Below are 25,506 nucleotides of genomic sequence, written 5' to 3'. Positions count from 1 at the left end.
GCATGGCTTAGTAACGTCGGCAGTCCCACAGGGCAACAAAATTAGGACACGAAACAGGCCCGTTACAACTCATTTTTTGGTCAAGTGTCCAGGAGAGCAGGTGATAGGCCGCCGGTTTGGGAGATATCCTGCAGCCGACCACATCTCGCGAAAACCCAGGCCTCAACTCTCGCCTTCAGCTAGACGGTCGCCGGAACCGTCGCAGCCGCAACTGCGCCACGGCAGCGACCGCGCTATCAATTATAGGCCAGAACAGTAGTACAATCGCCAGCGTCGTGATGGTGCCGACCAGGCCGTTCGACCAGAACACCTTCATGTCGCCGCCGGAGCCGATCATCGAGAGGCGGAACGCATCCTCGGCGCGGTTGCCGAGCACCAATGCCAGGGTGAACGGCGCGAGCGGGATCCCGATCTTCTTGAAGACGTAGCCGACGACGCCGAAGCCCAGCATCAGCCAGATATCGAACATCGCGTTCTGGATCGCATAGGCGCCGATCGCGCAGGACACCACGATCATCGGGGCTACGGCCGCGAACGGCACGCGCAGGATCGAGGCGAAGATCGGCACCGTGGTCAGCACCAGCACCAGGCCGACGACATTGCCGAGATACATCGAGGCGATCAGGCCCCAGACGAAATCCTTGTGCTCGACGAACAGCAGCGGCCCCGGGTTGAGGCCCCATACCATCAGGCCGCCGAGCAGGATCGCAGCGGTCCCCGAACCGGGAATGCCGAGCGCCAGCATCGGCAACAGCGCCGAGGTGCCCGAGGCATGCGCGGCGGTCTCCGGCGCGAACACGCCCTCGATCCGGCCTTTGCCAAAGCTCTCCTGATCCTTGGCGAAGCGCTTGGCGAGGTTGTAGCCCATGAAGGAGGCCGCGATCGCGCCGCCCGGCGTGATGCCGAGCCAGCAGCCGATCACCGACGAGCGCAGCAGCGTCACCCAGTATTTCGGCAGGTCCTTCCACACCGAGAGCACGGCGCGCAGGCTGATGCCGGCGGCGTGTCCGCGCAGCGCGAGGCGCTCCTCCATCGTGAGCAGGATCTCGCTGATGCCGAACAGGCCGATGACAGCGACGAGGAAGTTGATGCCGCGCAGAAGCTCCGCGGAGCCGAACGTCATGCGCAATTGCCCGGACACCGTATCCATGCCGACGCCGGCGAGCAGCAGCCCGAGCGACATCGAGATGACCGTCTTGTGCTTGGCCTCGCGGCCGAGGCCAACGAAGGAACAGAAGGTCAGGAGATAGACGGCGAAGAATTCCGGCGGGCCGAACCTCAGCGCAAACGACGAGATCATCGGCGCCAGGAAGGTGATCAGCAGCACCGCGACCAGCGAACCGACGAAGGAGGAGGTGAACGCCGCGGTGAGCGCTTCGGCCGCCCTGCCCTGTTGCGCCATCGGATAGCCGTCGAACGTGGTCGCGACCGACCAGGCTTCGCCCGGAATATTGAACAGGATCGAGGTGATGGCGCCGCCGAACAGCGCGCCCCAGTAGATGCACGACAGCATCACGATGGCCGATGTCGGGTCCATCGTGAAGGTCAGCGGCAGCAGGATCGCGACGCCGTTGGGGCCGCCGAGCCCGGGCAGCACGCCGACGAAGATGCCGAGCACGAGGCCGACCATCATCAACAGCAGCGTCTTCCACGTCAATAGGACGGCAAAGCCGTGCAGCAGGAGACCGAAAGCTTCCATGGTTCGACTCGGTTCGCTAGCGGCCGAGAGCCGCTTCGAGCGGCCCCTTTGGCATGATGACGTCGAACGCGACGTCGAACGTTATGAACATCGCGGCTGTGAAGACGAAGGCGGTCAGCAGCGACTTCCACAGCGCGATCTTGCCGACGAGGCGCATGAAGCCAGCGATCAAGAGAAAGCTCGCGACATAGAGGCCGAGATATTGGGTGGCGAGGCAGAACAGCAATGTCGGCACGAACACCGCCATCACCCGGCGAAGCTGGGCGCGGGTGACAAAGGTCTCGGCAGCCTCCTGGCGCGAGACGAAGGCCGCACCCAGGCCATAGAGGCTGGCGCCGCCGAGGATGACCGAGAGGTAGAACGGAAAATAGCCCGGCTGCGGACCGGTCGAGTCCCACGACGCGCCGGTGCGCCAATTGTCCCAGCCGAGCACCACGGCGAGCGCAAGCAACAGCAGCGACACGACGACGTCGACGACGCCGGTACTGACGATCGCCGGCGAGTTATCTTCAGGTGCGGTCGGATCGTCGACGACGATCTCAAGTTCGGTATTGGACATGGATGAGACGGTCTGGGTTGCGAGGGCAACGATTGGGATAGCGTGCTGATGCAACCACCGTCAATGCAGCCTTCAGTTAAACGGTGGAACGTTCGGGAAAGGCGCTCGCAAGTGCAGCACGCTCCGGCTTGAGAACGCCGCGCTCGGTGATCAATCCGGTCACAAGCCGCGCCGGCGTCACGTCGAAGCCGAAATTGGCAACCGACGAGCCGTCCGGAACCACGCGCACGGTCTCGATCCGGCCATCCGCCGTGCGTCCCGTGAGGTGCGTCACCTCGGCGGCCGCGCGCTGCTCGATCGGAATCTGCCTGACGCCGTCATCAATACTAAAGTCGATGGTTGGCGACGGCAGCGCAACATAGAACGGCACGCTGTTGTCGTGGGCCGCGAGCGCTTTCAGATAGGTCCCGATCTTGTTGCAGACGTCGCCATTGGCGGCGACGCGATCGGTCCCGACGATCGCGAGATCGACCATGCGATGCTGCATCAGATGCCCGCCGGTGTTGTCGGGGATCACGGTGTGCGGCACGCCGTGGTGCCCGAGTTCCCAGGCGGTGAGCGAAGCGCCCTGATTGCGCGGCCGCGTCTCGTCGACCCAGACATGGACTGGAATGCCGCGATCATGCGCCTGGTAGATCGGCGATGTCGCCGTTCCCCAATCCACGGTTGCAAGCCAGCCGGCGTTGCAATGCGTCAGGACGTTCACCACCTCGCCCGGCTTCTTGGTCGCGGCGATCGTCTCGATCAGGCCGAGCCCGTGACGGCCGATCTCGCGGTTGATCTCGACATCCTCATCGGCGATCTCGCGCGCGCGGGCATAGGCCGCCTCGGCGCGGGCCGAAGCCGCGAGCGGCGCCAGCGCGCGCTGCATCTCGTCGACGGCCCATTTCAGATTGACCGCGGTCGGCCGGGTCGCCAGCAACATCCTGCCGGCGCGCTCGAGCGCCGCGTCGGAGGCATCGGCGCGCATCGCGAGCGCCACGCCATAAGCGGCGGTGGCGCCGATCAGCGGCGCGCCGCGGACCAGCATCGAGCGGATCGCCTCGCCGGCCTCGTCCGCGGTGGTGAGTTTGGCGACGATGAACTCATGCGGCAGCCGGCGCTGATCGATCGCGCCGACCGACCAGCCGTCGGGCTCGAGCCAGATGCTGCGAAAATGTCGTCCATCGACTTTCATGTCCTACGCCCTTCGCGTCGCGCGCTCGCTAGAGGACTTGCTCACGACCGTAACACCCGTCCGGCGACGGCATCGAGCTTGGCCAGCAGCTGCGGATCGCGGGCCGCGGGCGCCGTGATCAGCGCGGTATCAAGTGCCCGATCCGAACCGACCGGGCACGGCTCGTGCTCGCGAGGGAAATCCCGCGCCAGCCGCGCGACCAGCGCCTTTGCTTTCTCGGCGTTCGAATTCAGCACACGGATGATATCCTGCACCGTCACGGCATCATGCGCCGGATGCCAGCAATCGAAATCGGTGACCATTGCCACGCTGGCGTAGCAGACCTCGGCCTCGCGGGCGAGCTTGGCTTCCGGCATGTTGGTCATGCCGATCACCGAATAGCCCTGCGCTTTGTAGGTCAGGCTTTCGGCGAGCGAGGAGAACTGCGGCCCCTCCATGCAGAGGTAGGTGCCGCCGCGGGCGAACGCGATGTCTTCGGCCTCGGCAGCAGCCGCCAGATGCCTCGCCAGCAACGGCGACACCGGATGCGCCATCGAGACATGCGCGACGCAGCCCTTGCCGAAGAACGAGCTCTCGCGCTTGTGGGTGCGATCGACGAACTGGTCGACCAATACAAACGTGCCCGGCGGCAGCTCTTCCTTGAACGAGCCGCACGCGGAAAGCGCGACGAGGTCGGTGACCCCTGCCCGCTTCAGCACATCGACGTTGGCGCGATAGTTGATGTCGGACGGCGACAGGGCGTGTCCATGGCCGTGGCGCGGCAGGAACACGATCGGCAGCCCCGCCATCTCGCCGCGTCGGAGCGGCGCCGACGGCTCGCCCCAGGGGCTTGTGATCGCCTCCTCGCGGACGTTTTCCAGGCCCGGCAGATCGTAGATCCCGGATCCACCGATGATCCCCAACACGGCTTTGGTCATGATCGCTCCACACGGTCCCGCAACGGCGCCGGAGGGGTGACCCAGCCCGATCGGGCTCGCCGGACGTTCGGCCATACTGCGGCGCAGTAATCACTGCGCGGCTGCCACTTGCAAGGCAATTCCAAGCTAACAGGAAAGCAGCCGGCCCAGGCACCCGAAGGGTGAACCCAGAATCCCGAGATTCCGGGTTCGCTGCTTCGCATCGCCCCGGAATGACGGCGAATCCGCTATTTTGCGACGAACCCTGCCGCATTCATCAGCGAGGCATTCTGCTTGTCGTCATCCTCGAGGAACTCGACCATGTCCTTGCCGGTGAGGAAGATCGGCTTCAGCGCCTGCTTCTCCATGTAGTCCTTGTATTCAGCCGTCTGCGTCACCTTCTGAAACAGGTCGACATAGAACGCCTGCTGCTCCTGCGTGACCTTGCCCGGCAGGAACATCGCGCGCAGCATCAGATACTGCACGTCGAGCCCCTCTTCCTTGCAGGTCGGGACGTCGTTCCAGGATTGCGTGTCGGTGACCTTGCTCTTGTAGGAGATGCGCTCCTTGTCGAACACGCAGAGCGCGCGAACCTGTCCGGCGCGCCAGACTTCGAGGTTCTCGCTGGGATTGTTGACGTTGGACTCGGTGTGGCCGCCGACCAGCTGGGTCGCGGCCTCGCCGCCGGACTTGTACGGCAGGTAGGAGAACTTTGCGCCGGTCTTCTGCTCCATGAAGACGGTCAGCACGTGATCCTCGCGCTTGGAGCCCGTGCCGCCCATCTTGAACGGCGCGCTCGCCGCCTTCGCGGCAGCGATGAACTCCTTCACGGTCTTCGGACCGGAGGCGTTGTCCCACAACACGAACTGGTCGAGCGCGATCACCGACACCGGGGTGAGGTCGCGCCAGTTGAACGGAATCTTGGCCGACAGCGGCAGCATGTAGATCAGCGAATAGGCGATCAGCACCTTGTTGGGATCACCCTCGCTGGACTTCATGTACATCAGCGCTTCCGCACCCGACGCGCCGCCCTTCAGCGACACCACCATCGGCTGCTTCATCAGATTGTTCTTCTGGATCGCCGCCTGCATCATGCGCGCCATCTGGTCTGACGCGCCGCCGGCACCGGCCGCGACCACGATTTCGACCGGCTTGCTCGGCTCCCAGCCGGCAAAGGCCGGCGTGCTCAGCAAGAGGGCCGCGATTGCAGCCGTGGTTTTTACAATCTGTCCCACGTGTTTCTTCCCTATCTATTTGTTCGGCTTGGTAAAACCTGCGAGGTGGCGGGCTCGCGTCATTGTGCCGAGAATGAAGGTGAGTTCAAGCCGCGAACTGCCGCATGGCCTATGACTTTGGAATGAGGTGGGGACGCTCAGGACCAACAATCAAAACAGCGCGGAGTCCGTCTCGGGCCCACGCCTTCTGACAACGGGGATCAATGCGAAAAGCGCGCTTTCCGCCAGGATTCCAGGACGACCGTTACTTGCCCTTGAAGTTGGGCGCGCGCTTGTTGAGGAAGGCGTCCATGCCCTCGCGGAAATCTTCGCTCATATAGGCGCGCAGGATCAAATCCTCGCCCTCCTCGCGCGACAGCGTGCGGCGGATGCGGCGCACCGCCTCCTTGGTCACTTCGAGCGTGATCGGCGCGTGGCCGGCGACGAGCTTCGCCGTCTCGGTTGCGCGGCGCTGCAACGTTTCCACATCGGGGACGACTTCGTTCAACAGCCCGAGCGCCAGCGCTTCCGGCGCCTCGACGAGGCGCGCCTTGAAGATCAGATCCTTGGTCCGCGCCGGACCGATCAGCGACACCAGCCGCGAGATGTTGGACATCGAGAGGCAGTTGCCGAGCGTGCGCGCAATCGGGAAGCCGATCCGCGTCGCCTCGGTACCGATCCGGATATCGCAGCAGGCGGCGATGCCAGCGCCGCCGCCGGTGCAGGCGCCGGCGATGGCCGCGATCACGGGCACACGGCACTGCTCGAGCGTACCCAGCACGCGGTCGATCCGCGCCTCATAGTCGAGCGCATCCTGCGCCGTCTTGAACGCGCGGAACTGCGAGATGTCGGTGCCCGAGGCGAACGCCTTGTCGCCGGCGCCGGTCATGATCACCGCCTTGATGGAGCGATCCTGATTGATGTTCTCGCAGATCGCCGCCATCTGCTCGTACATTGCAAAGGTCAGCGCATTGCGCGCCTGCGGCCGGTTGAACGTGATGCGCGCGATCCCGTCCTCGACGGAGTAGATCAGGTCTTCGGTCGAACTGACGGGCGCGTTCATGTCTCGCTCTTTCTGTTGTTTGCGATTCGATTTCAGGCGACAGCCTTTTTAAGCGACAGCCTTCGACTGCGCGGCGTCGCGGCCCTTCAGGACCTCCATCGCCGCCAGCACGCCGCCGCTGCGATGCGGCACCTTGGCCAGATCAAGGCCCATCTCGACGCCGGACAGCGCGCCCATCAGCATCAGGTCGTTGAAGTGCCCGATGTGGCCGATCCGGAACACCTTGCCCTTGACCTTGTTGAGGCCGGTGCCGAGCGACATGTCGAAATTCTCCAGCACGACCTTGCGGAAGTGGTCGGCGTCGTGGCCGTCAGGTACCCGCACCGCGGTCAGCGCCGGCGAGTGCGCGCCCTGCTCCTGGCACTGCGTCTCGAGGCCCCAGACCTTGATCGCCGCGCGAGTCGCTTCGCTGTGGCGCTTGTGGCGGGCGAAGACGTTCTCCATGCCCTCCTCCTCCAGCATCTTCACGGCCTCACGCAGGCCGAACAGGAGGTTGGTCGCCGGCGTATAGGGCCAGGTGCCGGCCTTGTTGATGTTGATGACTTCCTGCCAATCCCAATAGGAGCGCATGCCCGGATTGGCCTTGGCCACGGCGAGCGCCTTCTCGGACACGGCGTTAAAGCCGAGGCCGGGCGGCAGCATCAGCCCCTTCTGGGAGCCGGCGATGGAGACATCGATGCCCCAGGCATCATGCTCATATTCCAGCGAGCCGAGGCCGGAGATGGTGTCGACCATCAAGAGCGCCGGATGCTTCAGCGTGTCGAGGATCTTGCGGACGTCGCGCGGATAGGTGACGCAGGCGGTCGAGGTCTCGTTATGGACGACGCAGACCGCCTTGATCTTGTGCGCCTTGTCGGCGGACAGCCTGGCCTCGATCTGCTCGAGGTCGGCGCCGTGGCGCCAGTCGCCCGCGATGAAATCAACGTCGAGCTTGAACTTGTCGGCAATGCCATGCCACAGCACGGCGAACTGACCGGTCTCGCACATCAGAACCTTGTCGCCGGGCTGCAGCGTGTTGACGATCGCGGCCTCCCAGGCGCCGGTCCCCGACGACGGGTAGACGATCACGGGCTGCTTGGTCCGGAATACACGCTGCATCGCAGAAAGCACGGCAAAACCGATCTCGGCAAACTCGGGACCGCGATGGTCCATGGTCGGCATATCCATGGCCCGCAGCACCCGGTCCGGCACGTTGGTCGGTCCCGGAATCTGCAGAAAATGCCTTCCAGTATGCACGGTCATGAGCGTCTTTCCCGGTCTCGTCTTGGTCGTGGTGAGCCGCTCGCATATCACTATTCGCCGGGTTTGTCCTAGGCCCGGCGGGGGTCCGTCATGCATATCTGACGGCGCTCCGCCGGGCCGGCAGCGCCTTATTCGGCGGCCACCACCTTGCCCGGCGCCACCAGTTCGCCGGTCTCCTCGAACGGCCGCTCGGGGTGCATCAGGAACGCCGAGAAGCCACCGACCAGCAGGAGGCCCATCGACATCAGGAACGGCAGGTACCAGTTTCCGGTGGCGTCGATGACGAAGCCGGCGACCAGCGGCGAGACGATGGCCGCGAAAGCCGAGCCGGTGTTCATGATCCCCGCGGCGGTGCCGGAATATTTCGCCGCGATGTCCATCGGGATCGACCACATCGGCCCGATCACGAGCTCGGCACAGAAGAAGCCGGCCGACAGGCAGAGCGCCACCACCGTGATGTCGTGAACGAACAGGATCGGCATCAGCGACAGCAGCGCGCCGGCGAAGCCCACGACCGTCACGCTGAGCCGCGCCAGCCGCACATTGCCGGTGCGCTCGAGGATGCGGTCGGAGATGACGCCGCCGATGCTGTCGCCGACGACGCCGGCAAAGAACACGCCGGATGCGAAGAGCGCCGAGTTCTTCAGATCGAGGCTGTAGTTGTTCTTGAAGAACAGCGGCAGCCAGTTGAGATAGAGCCACAGGCACCAGCCGTAGCAGAAATAGGTCAGCGTCACCGGCCACATCCGCTGCATCAGCGGTCCCCACGGCACCTTTGGCCGCTCGCCCTGGGGACGCGGCGGCAATGTCGCAAGCTCGGCCGCGGTGATCGAGCCATGGTCCCTCGGCTCGTTGCGGAAGTACCAGACCCACGCGACGCCCCAGATCAGGCTGACAACGCCGAGCACGACGAACGCGCCGCGCCAGGTCAGCCAGAGGATCAGGAGCGCGACCACCGGCGGGGTGATGGCATTGCCGAGCCGCGCGAATGAATGCGTCAGGCCTTGCGCGAAGCCGCGGCGGTTCGCCGGCGTCCAGTACTGCATCGCGCGCGTCGCGGTCGGAAACGTCGCGCCTTCGCCGAACCCCAGCGCGAAACGCGCGACGAACAGCGCGGCAAGACCATGGACAAAGCCGGTCATGATGGTCGCGGCGGCCCAGATCATGCCGCACCAGAACAAGGTCTGGCGCGGCCCGAAGCGATCGCCGACCCAGCCGCCGATCACCTGGAACAGCAGGTACGGATAGGCGAAGGCCGAGAACACCAGACCGACCTCTGTGTTGGACAGGCCGAGCTCCTTCTGGATCTCGCCGGCCGCGGTGCCGATGTTCACCCGGTCCACATAGGTGATGAAGTACATCACGCAGAGCATGGCCAAAACGACATGGGTGGCCTTGAACCGAAGCCTCATATCATCCCCTCCCCCGATCCGCGATTGTTGTGAGTTCGTTGTGCTGCGGATGCCGTGGCTGCTAGAGCTTCGGCTCTGATTAGATCAGAACCGAAGCTCTAGATTTTTGTTGACGCGTTTTCTTTACGCGAACCGGCGTCCACTTTGCTCGAAAACGCTCTAAGTGCTGACCACCTTCAGATGCGACGACGCGTTGCGCTGGTCGCGCTGCTCGAGAAGCCGCATCGCGGCCTCGACGCCGCCCGGGCGATGCGGGACGCCGGCGACCGACAGCCCCATCTCGACGCCGGTCAGCGCGCCAAGCAGCGTCAGTTCGTTGCACTCGCCGAGATGACCGATGCGAAACACCTTGCCCGCGACCTTCGACAGGCCGGCACCGAGCGACATGTTGAAATTGTCGAGCACGACCTTGCGGAACTGATCGGCATCATGGCCGGGCGGCATCATCACCGCGGTCAGCACCGGCGAGAATTCCGAGGGCTCCTGGCACAGCACCTCGAGCCCCCACTGATTGACGGCGGCGCGCGTGGCGGCGGCCAGTCGCTGATGGCGGGCGAACACGTTGTCGAGCCCCTCCTCCAACAGCATCGCGATGGCCTCGCGCAGCCCGTAGAGCAGGTTCGTCGCCGGCGTATAGGGGAAGAAGCCCTTGGCGTTCGGCTTCAGCATTTCCTCCCAGTCGAAATAGGAGCGCGGCAGCTTATTGGTGCGCGACGCGGCGCGCGCCTTCTCCGAGATGGCGTTGAAGCCGAGGCCGGGCGGCAGCATGAAGCCCTTCTGCGAGCAGCTGACGCTGACGTCGACCTTCCACTCGTCGTGCCGGTAATCGACCGAGCCGAGCGAAGAAATGGTGTCGACCATCAGGAGCGCCGGATGCGCGGCGCGGTCGATCGCGGCACGGATGTCGGCGATCCGGCTGGTCGCGCCGGTCGAGGTCTCGTTGTGGACGACCATCACCGCCTTGATGCTGTGCGCGGTGTCGGCGGCGAGCCTTGCTTCAATCTGGGCGGGGTCGGCGCCGCGGCGCCAGTCGCCGGGCATGAAATCCACCTCGATGCCGAAACGGCCGGCCATTTGCCTCCACAGGGTAGCGAAGTGGCCGGTCTCGACCATCAGGACCTTCTCGCCCGGCGACAGCGTGTTGACGATCGCGGCCTCCCAGGCGCCGGTCCCGGACGACGGGAAGATCACCACCGGCCCCCTGGTCTGAAACACCTTCTGGCTGCCCTCGAGCACGGCACAGCCGAGCGCGGCGAATTCGGCGCTGCGGTGGTCGATGACCGGCATATCCATCGCGCGAAGAATGCGATCCGGGACCGGGCTCGGCCCGGGAATCTGCAGAAAATGGCGCCCTTGATGCATGAGAACCTCCCAATCGCCGGATTTCGGCTCCTCGGTGAGCTATTTTGCACTCATTTTTTGTCTTTTCAATCCAATTTTGGTATTCGATCGAGAGCATCGACGTGACCGCGCCGGCAAATTATTGTTCAGAATATGAAATCCGCGATTCCCGAAGCCGGGGTTCCGATCAGCCCGCCCGCCGCCGGCAATGGCAGCGACCGCCAGGAGGCCTCGCTTCACGGCGAGATCCTGCTGCGGCTCCGCGACTATGTGGTGGAAGGCAACATTCCCGACGGCGCCCGCGTTCCAGAGCGGCAACTCTGCGAGATGCTGGGCATTTCCAGGACGCCGCTGCGCGAGGCGCTCAAGGTGCTGGCCGCCGAGGGCCTGATCGAGCTCTTGCCCAACCGCGGCGCGCGAGTGCGCCGGCTCAGCCCACGCGACCTCGAGGAGCTGTTCGACGTCATGGCCGGACTCGAGAGCCTGGCCGGACGGCTGGCGTGCGAGATCATCACCGACGAGGAAATCGTCGCGATCGAGCGGCTGCACTACGAGATGTACGGCCATTATCTGCACCGCGATATGCATGGCTATTTCCAGACCAACCAGCAAATCCACGAAAGCATCGTTGCGGCTGCGCGCAACGAGACGCTGAAGGCCACCTACGCCAACTTCGCCGGCCGCATCCGCCGTGTCCGCTATTCGGCCAATTTCGCCCGCAAGCGGCAGCGTTGGGCCGAGGCAATGCGCGAGCACGAGGCGATCCTCGATGCGCTGCGCCGGCGCGCGGCAAGCGAGCTCAGCGACATCCTGTTCCAGCACCTGCGCAACAAGCGGGCCGCCGCCATCGATCACCTCGCAGAGGGACCGGACAGCGGCCTGGAGACGACGCCCCAGAGCGACTAAAGGGGGCGGCACAAGGATGGCTGGAGGGCAGCTATCCTTGCCCATTATGAATTCATAATGTAATTCTCACGTCGAGATAATGCATAATCCATGAGCAGCCACGGTCGCGTCATGGATCACATCGGATCTGGGATGAAGAACGCCTCCTCGCTCGAACAGTGCCTGCGGTCCGAACTGACCGGCGACATCTTCTTCGACGCCTTCAACCGCGGCCGCTACGCGACCGACGCCTCGTTCTACCAGATCATGCCGGCCGGCGTGGTGGTGCCGCGAACCGTCGACGAGGCGCTGCGGGCGCTTGCGATCGTCCGCGACGCCGGGCGGATCGTCACCCCGCGCGGCGGCGGCACCTCGCAATGCGGCCAGACCGTCAATGACGGCATCGTCGTCGACCTGTCCAAGCACCTGAACCGGATCCTCTCGCTCGACGTCGAGAATCGGACCTGCGTGGTCGAGCCCGGCATCGTGCTCGACGATCTCAACCGGCAACTGAAGAAGCATGGGCTGTGGTTTCCGGTCGACGTCTCGACCGCATCGCGCGCCACGATCGGCGGCATGGCCGGCAACAATTCCTGCGGCGGCCGCTCGCTGCGCTACGGCACCATGCGCGACAATACGCTGTCGATGGACGCAGCGCTCGCCGACGGCACGCTGCTGCATTTCGGCGAGGTGCCGCGCGACCTGACGCGGGTCAATTCGTCCGACAGCGGACTGAAGCTGTTTCGCGACATGCTCGATCTCGGCGAGCGCGAGGCGCTCGAGATCGCGGACAAATTCCCCAAGGTCCAGCGCCGCGTCGGCGGCTATAACCTCGACGCGCTGGTGCCGCGCAACGCGCCGAACAATCTGGCGCATCTTCTGGTCGGCTCGGAGGGCACCCTCGCCTTTACGACGCAGGTCGAGCTCAAACTATGGCCCGTCATCCGCAACAAGGCGCTCGGCGTCTGCCATTTCGGCAGCTTCTACGAGGCGATGGACGCGGCCCAGCATCTGGTCAAGCTGCGGCCGATCGCAGTCGAGCTGGTCGACCGCACCATGATCGCGCTCGGCCGCGAGATCGCGATGTTCCAGCCGATCATCTCGGCAGCGGTGCGCGACGATCCGGACGCCATCCTGGTGGTCGAGTTCGCCGAAGAGGACCAGGCCGACAATCTCGCCCGCCTCAAGCAGCTCGGCGAGCTGATGGCCGACCTCGGCTTCGGCTGGGACAAGCCGCAGCGCAAATGGGGCGGCGTGGTCGAGATCGTCGAGCCCGCGCTGCAAACCGGCATCGCCGATTTCCGCGCGGCCGGCCTCAACGTCATGATGTCGATGAAGCAGGAGGGCAAGCCGGTCTCCTTCGTCGAGGATTGCGCGGTGCCGCTGCCGCATCTCGCCGACTACACCGAGCGGCTCAATGCCGTGTTCGCGAGGCACGGCACCCGCGGCACGATGTATGCGCATGCCTCCGAAGGCTGCCTGCATGTGCGCCCGGTGCTCAATCTCAAGCTCGAGAAGGATGTCAAGGCAATGCGCGCCATTGCCGAGGAAGCCTTCGCGATGGTGCGCGAATACAAGGGCTCGCATTCCGGCGAGCACGGCGACGGACTGGTGCGCTCGGAATTCCACGAGGCGATGTTCGGGCAGCGCATCGTGGCCGATTTCCGCGAGGTCAAGCAGCGCTTCGATCCGACCAACACGCTCAACCCGGGCAAGATCGTCGATCCGCCTGCCATGGACGACCGTTCGCTGTTTCGCTTCGCGCCAGATTATCGCGTCGGCGAACTGAAGACGATGCTCGACTGGTCGGCCTATCCCGGCGCCGGCGGCGGTTTCCAGGGCGCCGTCGAGATGTGCAACAACAACGGCGCCTGCCGGAAGCTCGAAGGCGGCGTGATGTGCCCGTCCTATCGTGCCATGCGCAACGAGAAGGACGTTACCCGCGGCCGCGCCAATACGCTGCGGCTGGCGATCTCGGGCCAGTTGGGTGCGGACGCGCTCGCCTCCGACGAGATGATGGAGACGCTAAAACTCTGCGTCTCCTGCAAGGCGTGCCGCCATGAATGTCCGACCGGCGTCGACATGGCCAAGATGAAGATCGAGGTGCTGGCCGCGCGCGCGGCAACGCACGGTCTGTCGCTGCGCGACCGGCTGGTCGGCTATCTGCCGCGCTATGTCGATCTCGCCTCGCGCCTTGCGCCGATCGCGAACTGGCGCAACCGCAGCCCGCTGCTGCGCGCGCTGTTCGAGAAACTCGCCGGGATCAGCGCCAAGCGCGCGCTGCCGGAATTTCGCCGCGACACGTTCCGGCCCGACGCCAGGGCGCTGGGTCCGACGGATGGCCGCGAAGTGGTGCTGTTCGCCGATACGTTCAACCGCGGCTATGAGCGGGAGAATCTCGACGCGGCGATCGAGGTGCTTGTCGCCGGCGGCTATCGCGTACATCTGCCGAGGCCATCGGACGGGGGACGGCCGCCGTGCTGCGGGCGAACGTTCCTGTCGGCCGGACTGGTTGAGCAGGCTCGCGGCGAGCTTGACCGGCTGGTTGCGACCTATGTCCCGTTCGCGGCCCGCGGCGTGCCGATCATTGGTCTCGAGCCAAGCTGCCTGCTGACCCTGCGCGACGAGCTGCTGTCGCTGCGTTCGGATGAGGCCGCCAAGACCGTCAGCGCGCACGCGCTGCTGTTCGAGGAGTTTCTGGTGCGCGAAGCGGAAGCCGGACGACTGGCGTTACCGCTCGGCGCTGTCGCGGGCAAGGCCGTCGTGCACGGCCATTGTCACCAAAAGTCCTTTGGCGCGTTCAAGCCGGTGGAGAAGGTGCTGCGGCTGGTGCCCGGCCTCGACGTCAAGACCATCGAGTCGAGCTGCTGCGGCATGGCCGGCGCGTTCGGCTATGGTGCCGACACCTATCAGGCCTCGATCGAGATGGCTGAACTGTCGCTGCTGCCGGCTGTCAGAGGCGCCGATCAGGACACGCTGATCGTGGCTGACGGGACCTCATGCCGGCACCAGATCAAGGACGGCAGCGGGCGGACGCCGCTGCATGTCGCCAGCGTATTGGCGATGAGCCTGAAACGTGCGAAATCGAATTCCGACACATTGTTACCGACAAAGGAAGAGGCCCATGGCTGAGCTCACTCTCGAAACTGCCCGCAAGATTCTGGATGCCGCGCTGGCCAAGGGGGTCGAGAAGAAGTTCAAGCCGCTGGTCGTCACCATCCTCGACGCCCGCGGCGCGGTGAAGGTGACGGTGGCACAGGACGGCACCAGCCTGATGCGGGCCGAGATCGCCCATGGCAAGGCCTATGGCGCGCTGGCGCTCGGGATGGGATCGCGGGCGCTGTTTCAGCGCGCGCAGGAGCAGGCCTATTTCGTCGACGCCGTGAACACATTGGCGCAGGGGCGGATGGTGCCGGTGCCCGGCGGCGTCCTGATCATGGACGGCGCGACCCTGATCGGGGCCGTCGGCGTCAGCGGCGACACCTCGGACAATGACGAGCTCTGCGCCGTGGCCGGCATCGAGGCTGCCGGCCTGAAGGCCAACGCGGGTTAGACACCGTCTCCTAATTCATACCCTCGCGGGCAGCCATGGCGCTGCGCAATGTTCTACGCATGGCGTAGTAACACCGGCGGTTCAGTTGTCGGGGGTTCGAGTCACTGGCCCGCTACATCGCGAAACCCACTATTTCCGAAGCCCTGTTTTCTTACCGGAGAGCAGCCTAGTTCGGAACGTTGGGCCTGACAGTCCGCCAAAAACCGCCGTTCGTGCGAAATCCGTCGCCGGTTAAAATGGTCGCCGAGTAGGTTCAAATCGGGGACTGCAACCATCTCAAATTGTTATTTCCGTCTGTCGCGTAGCGTTGCCCTCCGACGGCAAAGGTCACACGGTCGAACCGTGTCGGGTGCGCCAATAAAATCAGTAGCTTCGATCGCTTCTGGCGTTCATCCCACATAGCTATCCCACACAAGCGAAGCCCCGAGATCGGAGCTTACCTTTGTCCGTCAGGACCGCGATCGTGGGACTCATTAGTAGATCCGCCGCCACGATTGCGACCAAAGCGGCGCAATGGAAGTTAAGTCGCATCGCACCGCGGCTCGCAGCGGAGGCTTGAGATGATGGGCTGGCTTCTTCAGTCAACCACCACTGTTGCGCGAGCGTCACGGGACGACGGAAGCCGCGCTGCGTTCGCCTGAACTTGTCGGGACTCCGAGGGCCGCCGATTTGTCGTCGGCCGGAGGATTTCACGACTGTATCGACAACGAGCCTCGCGATTACGTTCTTTCCAAACGACCACGTGCTGAAGTGCTGAAGGGGCCCTCACATCATGTTTTCCAGCTGGCCGTAGACTGTAGGACCCAATCCAACTCGTTGGAGGTAGCGCAGGCGACGAACTACTCGAGGGCGCGAAGTCTGCGACGCGGCTTCGAACGCATGCCTTTGCACGAGAACCACGCTGATCCGGTGCAACGAATCCTCATTGGCCTTCAGAGGGGCTCGTACGCCCGGCCGCACAGACACACCGAGCAATGGGAGCTAGTCGTGCCTCTATAGGGCACGTTGGCCGCTTATTTGTCATCGGAAGCTGGCGCCGTCACGAAGAGATTAGAGATTGCCCAAGGCCGCACCCGAGTGATGGAAATACCCTCGGGCCTCTGGTGTTCGAAATAAAGCCGGGTCCGTTTCGGCCGGCAGAATTTGCGCCGTGGTCCCCATCAGAGGCGCTACGATAGCGGCGCAACCTGCAGCGTGGCTGGTAGATGCGAAGCGAGGCAATAGGCACGTGGCCGACTGACTAGCCGGCGTCGCGACACTGCGCTAGGCGCGCATCCCCTGACTGCGTGTGACCGAGCAGACCAAGGCCAGCGCGACGGTATGCGGGAGCGTGAAACCCCTCCGCCCAATCGCCCTGTTCGGGCCGTGGCAGTTTCGCCGGCAGTTGGTCTAATTGAGCGTCGACCGCTCAAACGTGAAACATGTCCGCCCCGGATAGTCCTGGCATATAGCGGAATATATCGCCGCCTGGCTCTTGATCAAAATTGCCGACGTAAAAGCCCTGACTGCCGGCATTCGCCCCCCCCCAGACCCCGCCATCAACAAATGAAGAGCCCGTCGAAAGGAAAACATGATCTCCGACACCGGTGATAACCGTCATCAGATCTGCCTTACCGTCGCCGTTGAAATCGCCGACGTACCATTTTCCATCATTGCCAGCTGGCGTCCAATTTCCAGTATCAGTAAATGACGTGCCATTTGATAAAAAAACATGAGCGCCAGTTACACCCGGTTCGTAGCGCAGAATATCGCTCTTGCCGTCACCATCGAAATCGCCGACGAACCAGCCCTCGGTTCCGTTGCCAGCAGGGGTCCAGCTGCTGGGAGCATTGAATGTTGTTCCGTTTGAAAGGGAGACCAGAGCGCCCGACATTCCAGCGGCATAGGTGAATATATCGTCCTTACCGTCGCCGTTGAAGTCGCCGACGTACCACTTTCCATCATTGCCAGCCGGGGTCCAGCTTGTAGGAGCCGTGAAAGCCGAGCCGTTAGAGAGCAGAACTTCGGCACCGGAAACGCCCGGATCGTAGCGCAGAATATCGCTCTTGCCGTCACCATTGAAATCGCCGACGAACCACCCCTCCGATCCGTTGCCAGCAGGGGTCCAGTTCGTGGGAGCACCGAATGCTTGCGCCGCAGAGTTGTTGTTGTTCAGAGAAACTAAAGCGCCCGACGTTCCGGCGGCATAAGTGAATATATCGTCCTTACCGTCGCCGTTGAAGTCGCCGACGTACCACTTTCCATCATTGCCAGCCGGTGTCCAGCTTCCTTGATCGTGGAACTGAGTTGGCTCGACGAAGATTCCATAGCTACCAGTATTAGAGCTGAATGCACCAGCGTCGACATAATAGGTCGCGCTTGCGGTGGGCTCAAAAATAACGCGAGAATTGAGCCCCGGACCGCTATCGTCGTCGGTGGCCAGTAAATTTCCTGCCGAATCGTAGAGGTGCAGAAGGGGGTCCGAGAGTGTTCCCGTTCCTGTCGCAGTCCCACTCTCGCGTATCGTATAGGCGTGACTGGCACTCAAACCTGTTCCGAGCCAATCCTGATCATAGGGCGTCTCGATACTACCTGTCACGAACCCACCCGCGGAGCTGACCGAGCCCGCGGTCGACGCATCTGCTAGGTAATCGTCCACGGTAACGCTCACATTGTAGGTGCCGGTGAACGCTCCGAAGAAGCTTGAGGCGTCGACGTAGTAGTAGCCCGAGCTGGATGGTGTAAACTCAACACGAGCATCAAACGTTGAGCTGCTCTCCTGACTGGATGTCAATTGTGAAGACGAGCTGTTATAGATTGCGACGAACGGGTGCGCGAGTGTCCCGCTACCAGCATCAACTCCGGCGACCCGGGCGGTGTAGTGCACCCCTGCGGTCAGATGTACGCGGAACCAGTCACTGTCTGAGGCAGACTCGAGAGTCGCGGCTGTCGAGCCGTTTACAGCGACTTCGCCAGCAAAATTCGTATCCGCACCGTAATCGTCGGTAACACGATGGTACCCAATCACGTCCATTAACCGGAGATCGTTTTGCGAAATCTCGTTGTACACCCCTGAGTTGCTCTGATCCAAGAACGAGTCATTTCCGACGCTCGCGGCCCAATCACCTGCATCGCCGTTTGGGTCCGAGTTATTAAAGTTGCCGAGGTTAGTATTCCCATTGTCAAAAGAAAAATAGCCTCCGCGCGAGAAGTCGCGGATGTTCGGTGCCTGATAATGGAAGAGGTCCGAAATATAGTCGGTCGGAGCATTGTTGATAAGGTTTTGCTCAACACCCAGCTCCCGCCCCATAACCTCAGTGAGTTCATGGGCAACGGTGCCGATGAAATCGAATTGACCGCTCGAAATTCCATTACTGCGATCATAATCAAACGTGAAATGGTTTGCGTCAGCAAAGCCAACGTATTCGTCGACCGTCGTGTTAGTGAGAAGCCCCAAAGCCTCGGCCTCGGGATTGGCAACCCAATAGGTGTGACCGCCAGTCACAGGATCTGTGTTGGGCAATGTGGCATAAGCCGCGGAGTCGTCTGTTGTCGAAGAGTGGCTCTTGAGAGCACTGACGATCGAGGAGTAACTATAGCTATGAAAGAAAGTAAAACTCTCGCCTAGCGAATTCGCCCCAAGTGCCGTGCCGTCTCGCTCTCCATATCCAACGTGGAGGTTGAAAGTAATATTGTCTGTATATTGGCTTTCGAAGTACGCAACGACCGCATTAACGTCATTTTGGAAAGCTAAGGGAGGACCTCCTGCGTTGGTCACGCTAGGATCAAAGATAACGGTAATATTCATCGCCTGCTGCTCCTGCGCTTGACTAACCCCTCTCGCGGCCTAAATCGCGCTTGCTGGCAGTTGGATAACTCAATGCCAAACCAGCAGACGGAGTCGACAAAGATCACCGACGACGCTCAGCTGTCCTTACAATGACACTCGCGGAAACAAATTGAATAGGTCAACCGCATTACCACGAATTGGTTAGGGCAGCGGCGCATCCAGCTCTGGGTGCGCCGCTGCCACAGCGGCAGGCTTCTAGCTGAAAGCCCGTGGTGGCCTGCGGCCGCGCATCGAACTTCTCGGGCCGCACGATGGTCGGCCGGATCTCGGGGCCGCAGAGGCCGTCGGACAGCCGCACGGCGTTGCCGAACCATGGCGAAACCAGCCGCCGGGACGTCTGCCGGTTAACGAAGAAGGTTGACCGTACGGACGAAGCCGCTGCCTGCTGGCGCAAAGACCAGCAAGGCCGCGAAGACCCAAAAAAGCACGGCGATCGTTCGCAGCCGCCTGACGAATTCAACACCCTGGCCGCGAACGAGTCCATTCTACCCGATAATAATGTTCCACCAGACGCAATCAATGGAGTAGCGTGTGTGTCCTCCCTCAGTAACAGTTCAGGGACGCGCCCATGTCTGCACTCCAAGCAAAGTTGGAACGGTTTGAGACTTTTGCTGCCGAATGCGAGACGATCGCTGACCGAGCGCTGGATAGGAGCAACCGCGAACTATATCGGCGGCTGGCCGCCCGCTATCGCGAATTGGCGACGGACATGCGGACTGTGATCGCGACTGTGGACGCCGCCGCGTAGGCTCGGCCTAGTAGAGCGGGCCTATGGAATTGAACCATATCTCCGTCCTTGGACAGGGCAGCGCTCAGCCTTGAGCTGGCCCGCAGCGCATCGAACATAAGTGGCAACCGCTTTTCAGTTCGTAAACGGCAGACCGCTGATTTTATCGAACGCGCCTCTGCTCCGATGCTTCCGGCTGCTATGATCTCGCGACATGCGACGAGGCATTATTCCTATAGGCCATTCGAGGCGAACTGGAGTGCATAATGCGACTGCCCTTGATGATGATCGTTGGTGCCGCTGTCCTGACGCTGGCCGGCTGCTTCGAAGGCCCTCCGGGCGCCCCGGGTCCTGCAGGTCCCCAAGGCGAAAAGGGTGCTCAAGGTGCGCAGGGGGAGAAGGGTGAAAAAGGAGACCCCGGCCCTAAGGGTGATAAGGGCGACAAAGGCGACCAAGGCGATCCCGGCAAAGATGCTCCGGCGTCGGCGGCAAGGAGACGATAGCAAGCGTTCCGCGCAGTCCAGCGCTTCGGGCAAGACGATCCAACGTGTCACTTGCAACTTCACGGCTAGTCGCCCGGCGCCTCCTCCACCTCCAAAAAGGAGACGTGGAATGTGATCGGGTGCCTGTTGCCGTCCAAAAGCACGCGGACCTTTGTCCTGGTCGCGCCAACACCGACAATAACGCCGCGTTTCCCCTTTAACCGTGGACCAGCCGAGTGGCCCACGATCACGTGCGCGCCCGCGGTCATTGCATCATTGGCACGCAAAAACCGGATCGGACCAGCCGCACGAGCGGCCCCGGGCAATTCCGCGACTAAACTCGGCAGGCCGTCTGCCTTGCCCTCCTGCACCGACCCGACGGGCAGACTTGCGGTCGTCCTCTTTGCCGATTTGAACCATTTAGCCGGCAGACCCAGCATGTAGCCGCGTCGTCGAAGATCCTCACAAGTTTTGTTCAGGGCCGCTGCGATGTCCTTTTCCGGCGTTCTCTTCATGACCAAATGCCAGAAGAGCTCGTCCTGCTCGCGCGTCCAGCCTTCCGAATTTTCGCTCATCATCATCAAGTCATGGAAAATGGGGTTTGTAGATAACAGGCTCGCGTCGAGGTTCCCAAGCTGAGCCTCCTACTACCGTCGAACGTGACAGTCGCCTGCTTTGTCAGCTATTCGGCAATACCCGCTCGGACGGCCCTGTTCGCGAACAAGCAGGCAGCGGAATGCTGTCCCCGATCGTATCCTTTGGCGTGGCCCAGGCGCCAACCTGCGAAAAAGCAGACGCCACCGAACACCACTAACGCAATAAAATACACCTTGGTCCGTCCCCTGGCACAAGATCTTAATAGAGCTCTGTTACACTACTTCCGTAAACGTTTCACCCGAGCAGCCGCCTCCCCGCAATTTTACGGGGACTCCGTAGCTTGTAAGTCCGGGGCGCTTGCCTAAACCTACGTGCCTATTTTGACCCTCCATTTCGAGCCTACCCATGCTGAAGAATGTCCTTTGCATCCTTATCGGATTGTTCGGCCTCGTCGCTGCGGCTTCCGCGCAGCCCAACACGATCGACTGTTCGGCGTTCTCAAAGCGACCGGATGGCACGTGGTATGTAGGAGCCCCGACGACCTTTGACGTCGGCCAAACCACATCGATAACTGTCGCTGCCCGGGCAGTGGGCCACAACTTCATGAATATCGCGGGCGACGACCTGTTCGACTTGATCGAAGCCAAGTGCGGAAACGACCAACAGCAACGAGCCGCGCCAGGCCACGCGGTCAACGCTGGTACTGACCATTGAGAACGTTGCTCCCGAATTGGGAGCAAGTACTTCCGGCTATCATGATTGGTATTGGGGCCGCGCTCGTGCTCCTCGGCCTCCTCGCCCGGCGTCGACATAAGCGACCGGAAGCGGCAAGCGACGAAAGCGATCAAGTCGTTGTGCATCCCCGGCCGAAAATGGCATCGCTGCCGCGCTTGCCGTCCACGGACCGCACGAGCCAAGACAGAGAATAGCCCGGCCTACCCATTGGGGTCCGTTTCACGCCGATGTAGCGGACAGCGAGGGTTCAGTGGCCGGCGTCGGCGAATCGTGCCCACGCGTTGCCGGCGTGCCTACTCACATCCGCGCGGTAGCCCAGCTGGTAGGCCGACAAGGAGCCGCCTGTCGTGATCAAAAGCACGAAACAACAAGCATACCTATCGTCAGATTGCTCCCTCTCCGACCGACATCACATTGAAATTGCAACGTTCGAGTGGAGCCAATTGCTCATCCGGGTTTCGTCGGAGGAACCTGGCCGAAGGCATTGGCCTACTAGACCGAACGCCTCGGTTCGCCTATTGCATCCTTGGTAGCGGTGCCGGGGGGACATCGGAGACCCTGGCCTGTACAAGGAGCGAATTCGACGCTCTGATGCCCACTACGGGGACATTGTGCTCTTTTTCAAAACTGACTTTTTGGCCTTCATATTCGGGCCTTTGATCCTTCTGACGGCCACTCTACGCGTCAGCGGCGTGCGCCGCGACCTTTTGCCACTCGGAATCGCGTTCTCGATCGCCTTCCTATACGCGAACGGCAACCTGACGCTGGCGCTCGTCATCGCCTCGATTGTCCTTAACTTCTCAGTCGGGCGGTACCTCCAACTGGACAAGAACCGCCGAGTTTACGTTGGCGCGATCGTCGCGAATCTAGCGATTCTCGGCTATTTCAAGTACTCGATCTTTATCAAGCATACCTTGCTTGGGTTCAGCCTGTCTGGAACCTGGATGTGGGCTCTACCGCTCGGTCTGAGCTTCTTCACGTTCCAGCAAATCGCTTTCCTGTCGGACGTCTATCATAAGCGCATCGGATTCTTCAGCCTGAAGAACTACGCGATGTTCATCCTGTTTTTCCCGCATTACATCGCGGGGCCGATCGTCAACTATCGTCGCGTTTTCGACAGCTACGAGCGCTGGCCCACGTTCAATGCTCGCTCTATCCGGTTTGGGCTGCTCATATTCATGATCGGCATCCTGAAGAAGCTGATCGCTGACTTCTTCGCTCCGATTGCCAACACCTGCTTTGCCAACCAGTCCGCCTTAGACATGTATGGCGCTTGGGCTGGCATGATGGCCTTTACCTTCCAGATCTATTTCGACTTCTCCGGGTACTGCGACATGGCGGTCGGAACCGCTCGCGTGTTCGGCGTCAGCATGCCTTACAATTTCAACTCGCCGTACAAGTCGAGATCCGTGGCCGAGTTTTGGCACCGTTGGCACATCACCCTGTCCAACTGGCTTCGCGACTTCCTTTACATCCCCCTCGGCGGCAGTCGGCATGGCACGCGCCGGACAATGCTGGCCCTCATGCTCACGATGACGTTGGGCGGTCTTTGGCACGGCGCAGGATGGGCGTTCATCGTCTGGGGCTTCGTGCATGGCGCTGCGCTGATCATTCACAGGTACTCGCATATTAAACTGCCCGCCGCGGCAAAGACTCCTGTCCTCTTTGTCTTCGTGGCGCTGACTTGGGTCCTCTTCCGTTCGGAGACGCTGGCCGGCGCCATTGCGCACTACCAAGCTCTCTTCAACTTCGGAGACCTTGGCATCGGAGCCGAGATTCGTAGACTTCTATACCTGTTTGTCCCGTTGGGTGACGACCCTCTCTCTGCCGCCGATGTCAAACCGAACCAAATTCGCGATATCGCGGCCATGCTCGTTGCTGGGTTCATATGCTTCCGGCTTCAAAACTCGCAGAGGATCGCCCTGAGGCTCAGTTCTCGCAAGGTCCACATCCTCCGCAGTGCCGAGATTCCCGTGCTTGCTCTCTTGATCCTCATCCTATCGATGGCGTTCGCAAACCCCGACACAACAAATGCATTTATCTATTTTCAGTTCTAGTTGGCGAATTCACTTGGGAGCGGCCATCGCTACGGGCTTGGCGGTGACGTTTTTCATCGACTCCTTCGCGCTTCCTAGCGGCCTCAAGCCGGAAGGCGTCCTCGTCGAGCCATGGATCTCTGATGTCGATAAACTGCGGAATTACATCTATGCTCAACACAACGACCCGTCGAAGCATACGATCTTTGTGATTGCCGGCTCAAATAGCCTGTTCTCAATTGCCTCCGAGGAGATCACTAAGTCCACCGGTTACAACGTGAACAATTACGGGCTTCACGTCGGCCTGCACCCCGATCTTCTGTTTTCTCAGATTACAACCAAAGTGAAGCCTGGCGATATTGTCGTTGCCCCCTTGGAGTGGATTGATCGTCGTTCCCTCGGGAACGTCTTCGATATCGACAACTACTTCGTCCACTACAGGAAGTCGGTTTCGCTGCCCTGGTACTCAGCCTACGTGCTTTGGACGTCCGTTACATTGAAGCGCTGGTGGTCTGGGCTCGAGGCGTACATTTATGCCCCTGCTGGTGCAGTCAGGTTGTGGGATTTGAAATCGACGGAGGAGATGGAATCGGAGCGAGAAAAATACACCGGCCCCTTCCGCTATGCCTTCTTCTCGCTCGACAAGGATGGAGACCTAAACCCGAAACTTACTATGACCCACACAAGCTGGATGGCGACGGAAGATCCGCGCCCCGGCGTAGTGAGTCCGATCGAGAAGGAAATTCTGGCAACATGGAAAACCCGTTTCGAAAAGCTCGGAGCACGCTTCTTCCTAACCAACCCGGCAATCCTGCAAAATCGTCACGGCTCGTTCCTGACATCTGAATTCTGGGCTGACCTGGAAGCCCGTCGCGCCGCACTGAAGGCCAACGGCACTCCGATCCATTGCGATCCTCTCGCCGCCGTTCTCGCCAGCATCTATCGCTATGACACCGTATGGCATCCGAATGCGACTGGTGCCACAATCTATTCGCAAGGCATGGCAGAATGTCTCGATGAAACTATCCGAGGCGCCGATACAGAAACACGGGCTATTGATCCGGATCAGATGGTTAAGCTGGTGGAAGCGCGCCTAGAGAAGCAGCGCGAGGACTATGGACTTGGCAATCTACCCTTCCAACAACGGCTACGCGATCTGACACAAATTCGCGATGCTTTAGAAGCTTACAAGCGAGACAATGGAGCTTATCCGAAGTCCGTTGGCTACGATGGCATCGCCAGCGATTGGGGTAAGCGCTCGCCCGATTATATTGACGGTCTTGTGCCTCGCTACCTTTCATCATTGCCGGTCGATCCAGCCGGACCTGCCGGACTTCCCGGACAACCCCAATATCTTTACTGGTCCAACGGCGAAGGCTACAAGATCGTTAGCGCCAGCCCAGCCGAGGAATGCGCTGTCGTAGCTGTGAACTGGCCCAAATTGGTGGATCCAGCGAGGCTGGCTAAGAAGGGCGACCTGACAAGTTGCTTCGCTTATGGCTTTTGGACAACCGGACTCGACCTTCAGTAAGTCCTCGAAAGACAGAGCCCAGCACCATATTAGGAATCGGGTATATGGAGGAAACCGGCCTGAAGGGTCACGCCGCGCTATCGCTTGTCAGGACCTGATCGAGCGGACGAGCTCGCCGGCCGGCCCGAGGCCACTCGAGCCGCCAAAGATTCTTTGCCGGCCCAATGTCGCGTGATCGCCCGCCCCTGCGCTATGGCACCTCGTAGACGGCCGCGCAGACAAGCGAGTATCCATTTACAAACCATGACGCTCCCGATGCATCTCTTGTGGACAGGGTAGTGCCGCCAGGGGCAATGATACCCGCGCCGCCTTTCCCGACAGTGTATTCGCAGGCCGTCGCAGGGTACCGAAAGGCCGCCGCGGCAAAAGGAAGGCTCGCAAGCAATGAATTTGCCGCTGTCCCGACTTTGGTGAGAGTAATGTCCATCTCAACGAAAACAGTCTTACCTATTTGCAGATATCTGCCCGTCGCTAATACGGTCGTTGGCGCTCCAGTCTGCGCCGTGACGACTGGGGTGTAAGCCGTCC

Annotated in this window: 18 protein-coding genes; 7 read left to right on the top strand and 11 right to left on the bottom strand. The window is 61.7% G+C overall.

Features of this window, described 5'->3' with window-relative positions; translation table 11 throughout:
* Positions 1-175: 175 nt before the first annotated feature.
* From AC1VNY_RS21450 to AC1VNY_RS21410, 9 genes are all read right to left on the bottom strand, one after another.
* The gene (locus AC1VNY_RS21450; RefSeq protein WP_018272703.1) at positions 176-1,699 is read right to left on the bottom strand and encodes a tripartite tricarboxylate transporter permease; all 1,524 of its coding nucleotides are present in this window, start codon (positions 1,697-1,699) and stop codon (positions 176-178) included.
* Between the two features lie 16 nt (positions 1,700-1,715).
* Positions 1,716-2,258, bottom strand: coding sequence for a tripartite tricarboxylate transporter TctB family protein (locus AC1VNY_RS21445; RefSeq protein ID WP_018272704.1), 543 nt, complete (start codon positions 2,256-2,258; stop codon positions 1,716-1,718).
* A 76-nt stretch (positions 2,259-2,334) separates the two neighbouring features.
* Positions 2,335-3,435: an S-methyl-5-thioribose-1-phosphate isomerase gene (mtnA, locus tag AC1VNY_RS21440; RefSeq protein ID WP_018272705.1), complete on the bottom strand. Its 1,101-nt coding sequence runs from the start codon at positions 3,433-3,435 to the stop codon at positions 2,335-2,337.
* 41 nt (positions 3,436-3,476) lie between these two features.
* Positions 3,477-4,352: an S-methyl-5'-thioadenosine phosphorylase gene (locus AC1VNY_RS21435; protein ID WP_026193047.1), complete on the bottom strand. Its 876-nt coding sequence runs from the start codon at positions 4,350-4,352 to the stop codon at positions 3,477-3,479.
* Positions 4,353-4,579: 227 nt separating this feature from the next.
* The gene (locus AC1VNY_RS21430) at positions 4,580-5,557 is read right to left on the bottom strand and encodes a Bug family tripartite tricarboxylate transporter substrate binding protein (protein ID WP_370187708.1); all 978 of its coding nucleotides are present in this window, start codon (positions 5,555-5,557) and stop codon (positions 4,580-4,582) included.
* A 253-nt stretch (positions 5,558-5,810) separates the two neighbouring features.
* Positions 5,811-6,608 (bottom strand): enoyl-CoA hydratase/isomerase family protein, encoded by a 798-nt coding sequence (locus tag AC1VNY_RS21425; RefSeq protein WP_018272708.1) that lies wholly within the window; start codon positions 6,606-6,608, stop codon positions 5,811-5,813.
* A gap of 48 nt (positions 6,609-6,656) precedes the next feature.
* Positions 6,657-7,850: a pyridoxal-phosphate-dependent aminotransferase family protein gene (locus AC1VNY_RS21420; protein WP_026193049.1), complete on the bottom strand. Its 1,194-nt coding sequence runs from the start codon at positions 7,848-7,850 to the stop codon at positions 6,657-6,659.
* 128 nt (positions 7,851-7,978) lie between these two features.
* Positions 7,979-9,262: an MFS transporter gene (locus tag AC1VNY_RS21415; protein ID WP_018272710.1), complete on the bottom strand. Its 1,284-nt coding sequence runs from the start codon at positions 9,260-9,262 to the stop codon at positions 7,979-7,981.
* Positions 9,263-9,421: 159 nt separating this feature from the next.
* Entirely contained in the window at positions 9,422-10,624 is a 1,203-nt protein-coding gene (locus AC1VNY_RS21410; RefSeq protein ID WP_018272711.1) for a pyridoxal-phosphate-dependent aminotransferase family protein, read from the bottom strand.
* Positions 10,625-10,756: 132 nt separating this feature from the next.
* On the opposite strand from AC1VNY_RS21410, the gene AC1VNY_RS21405 reads away from it, so the two are divergent.
* The 4 genes from AC1VNY_RS21405 to AC1VNY_RS21390 all read left to right on the top strand — a co-directional run bounded on the left by AC1VNY_RS21405 (position 10,757) and on the right by AC1VNY_RS21390 (position 16,040).
* Complete coding sequence (locus tag AC1VNY_RS21405) at positions 10,757-11,509, top strand: GntR family transcriptional regulator (protein WP_018272712.1); 753 nt, start codon at positions 10,757-10,759, stop codon at positions 11,507-11,509.
* A 132-nt stretch (positions 11,510-11,641) separates the two neighbouring features.
* Positions 11,642-14,620, top strand: a complete 2,979-nt coding sequence (locus AC1VNY_RS21400) for an FAD-binding and (Fe-S)-binding domain-containing protein (RefSeq protein WP_482406674.1) — start codon at positions 11,642-11,644, stop codon at positions 14,618-14,620.
* Positions 14,613-15,041, top strand: a complete 429-nt coding sequence (locus AC1VNY_RS21395) for a GlcG/HbpS family heme-binding protein (RefSeq protein ID WP_018272714.1) — start codon at positions 14,613-14,615, stop codon at positions 15,039-15,041. Before AC1VNY_RS21400 ends, AC1VNY_RS21395 begins: the two co-directional genes overlap by 8 nt.
* A gap of 750 nt (positions 15,042-15,791) precedes the next feature.
* Positions 15,792-16,040: a WbuC family cupin fold metalloprotein gene (locus AC1VNY_RS21390; protein ID WP_482406694.1), complete on the top strand. Its 249-nt coding sequence runs from the start codon at positions 15,792-15,794 to the stop codon at positions 16,038-16,040.
* Positions 16,041-16,449: 409 nt separating this feature from the next.
* On the opposite strand, the gene AC1VNY_RS21385 is transcribed toward AC1VNY_RS21390, so the two are convergent.
* Complete coding sequence (locus AC1VNY_RS21385) at positions 16,450-18,828, bottom strand: NF038122 family metalloprotease (protein WP_482406673.1); 2,379 nt, start codon at positions 18,826-18,828, stop codon at positions 16,450-16,452.
* Between the two features lie 1,337 nt (positions 18,829-20,165).
* The gene (locus tag AC1VNY_RS21380) at positions 20,166-20,660 is read right to left on the bottom strand and encodes a hypothetical protein (RefSeq protein WP_018272717.1); all 495 of its coding nucleotides are present in this window, start codon (positions 20,658-20,660) and stop codon (positions 20,166-20,168) included.
* Between the two features lie 421 nt (positions 20,661-21,081).
* Here AC1VNY_RS21380 and AC1VNY_RS21375 point away from each other — a divergent pair, with 421 nt between their 5' ends.
* The 3 genes from AC1VNY_RS21375 to AC1VNY_RS21365 all read left to right on the top strand — a co-directional run bounded on the left by AC1VNY_RS21375 (position 21,082) and on the right by AC1VNY_RS21365 (position 24,978).
* Complete coding sequence (locus AC1VNY_RS21375; RefSeq protein WP_018272718.1) at positions 21,082-21,390, top strand: hypothetical protein; 309 nt, start codon at positions 21,082-21,084, stop codon at positions 21,388-21,390.
* A gap of 632 nt (positions 21,391-22,022) precedes the next feature.
* Positions 22,023-23,468 carry an MBOAT family O-acyltransferase gene (locus AC1VNY_RS21370; protein ID WP_018272719.1) on the top strand — a complete coding sequence of 482 codons (1,446 nt, stop codon included), beginning with the start codon at positions 22,023-22,025 and terminating at the stop codon, positions 23,466-23,468.
* Between the two features lie 13 nt (positions 23,469-23,481).
* Positions 23,482-24,978, top strand: coding sequence for a hypothetical protein (locus AC1VNY_RS21365; protein ID WP_018272720.1), 1,497 nt, complete (start codon positions 23,482-23,484; stop codon positions 24,976-24,978).
* Positions 24,979-25,506 lie beyond the last annotated feature (528 nt).

This window comes from Bradyrhizobium ferriligni (assembly GCF_056837965.1).
This window is presented reverse-complemented; position numbering and strand designations above follow the sequence as displayed.

Coding starts and splice junctions, on each gene's coding strand:
- AC1VNY_RS21435 (WP_026193047.1), bottom strand. CDS start 4,352: ATGACCAAAGCCGTGTTGGGGATCATCGGTGGATCCGGGATCTACGAT.
- AC1VNY_RS21395 (WP_018272714.1), top strand. CDS start 14,613: ATGGCTGAGCTCACTCTCGAAACTGCCCGCAAGATTCTGGATGCCGCG.
- AC1VNY_RS21425 (WP_018272708.1), bottom strand. CDS start 6,608: ATGAACGCGCCCGTCAGTTCGACCGAAGACCTGATCTACTCCGTCGAG.
- mtnA (WP_018272705.1), bottom strand. CDS start 3,435: ATGAAAGTCGATGGACGACATTTTCGCAGCATCTGGCTCGAGCCCGAC.
- AC1VNY_RS21450 (WP_018272703.1), bottom strand. CDS start 1,699: ATGGAAGCTTTCGGTCTCCTGCTGCACGGCTTTGCCGTCCTATTGACG.
- AC1VNY_RS21400 (WP_482406674.1), top strand. CDS start 11,642: ATGAAGAACGCCTCCTCGCTCGAACAGTGCCTGCGGTCCGAACTGACC.
- AC1VNY_RS21420 (WP_026193049.1), bottom strand. CDS start 7,850: ATGACCGTGCATACTGGAAGGCATTTTCTGCAGATTCCGGGACCGACC.
- AC1VNY_RS21410 (WP_018272711.1), bottom strand. CDS start 10,624: ATGCATCAAGGGCGCCATTTTCTGCAGATTCCCGGGCCGAGCCCGGTC.
- AC1VNY_RS21385 (WP_482406673.1), bottom strand. CDS start 18,828: ATGAATATTACCGTTATCTTTGATCCTAGCGTGACCAACGCAGGAGGT.
- AC1VNY_RS21445 (WP_018272704.1), bottom strand. CDS start 2,258: ATGTCCAATACCGAACTTGAGATCGTCGTCGACGATCCGACCGCACCT.
- AC1VNY_RS21415 (WP_018272710.1), bottom strand. CDS start 9,262: ATGAGGCTTCGGTTCAAGGCCACCCATGTCGTTTTGGCCATGCTCTGC.
- AC1VNY_RS21405 (WP_018272712.1), top strand. CDS start 10,757: ATGAAATCCGCGATTCCCGAAGCCGGGGTTCCGATCAGCCCGCCCGCC.
- AC1VNY_RS21380 (WP_018272717.1), bottom strand. CDS start 20,660: ATGATGATGAGCGAAAATTCGGAAGGCTGGACGCGCGAGCAGGACGAG.
- AC1VNY_RS21375 (WP_018272718.1), top strand. CDS start 21,082: ATGCTGAAGAATGTCCTTTGCATCCTTATCGGATTGTTCGGCCTCGTC.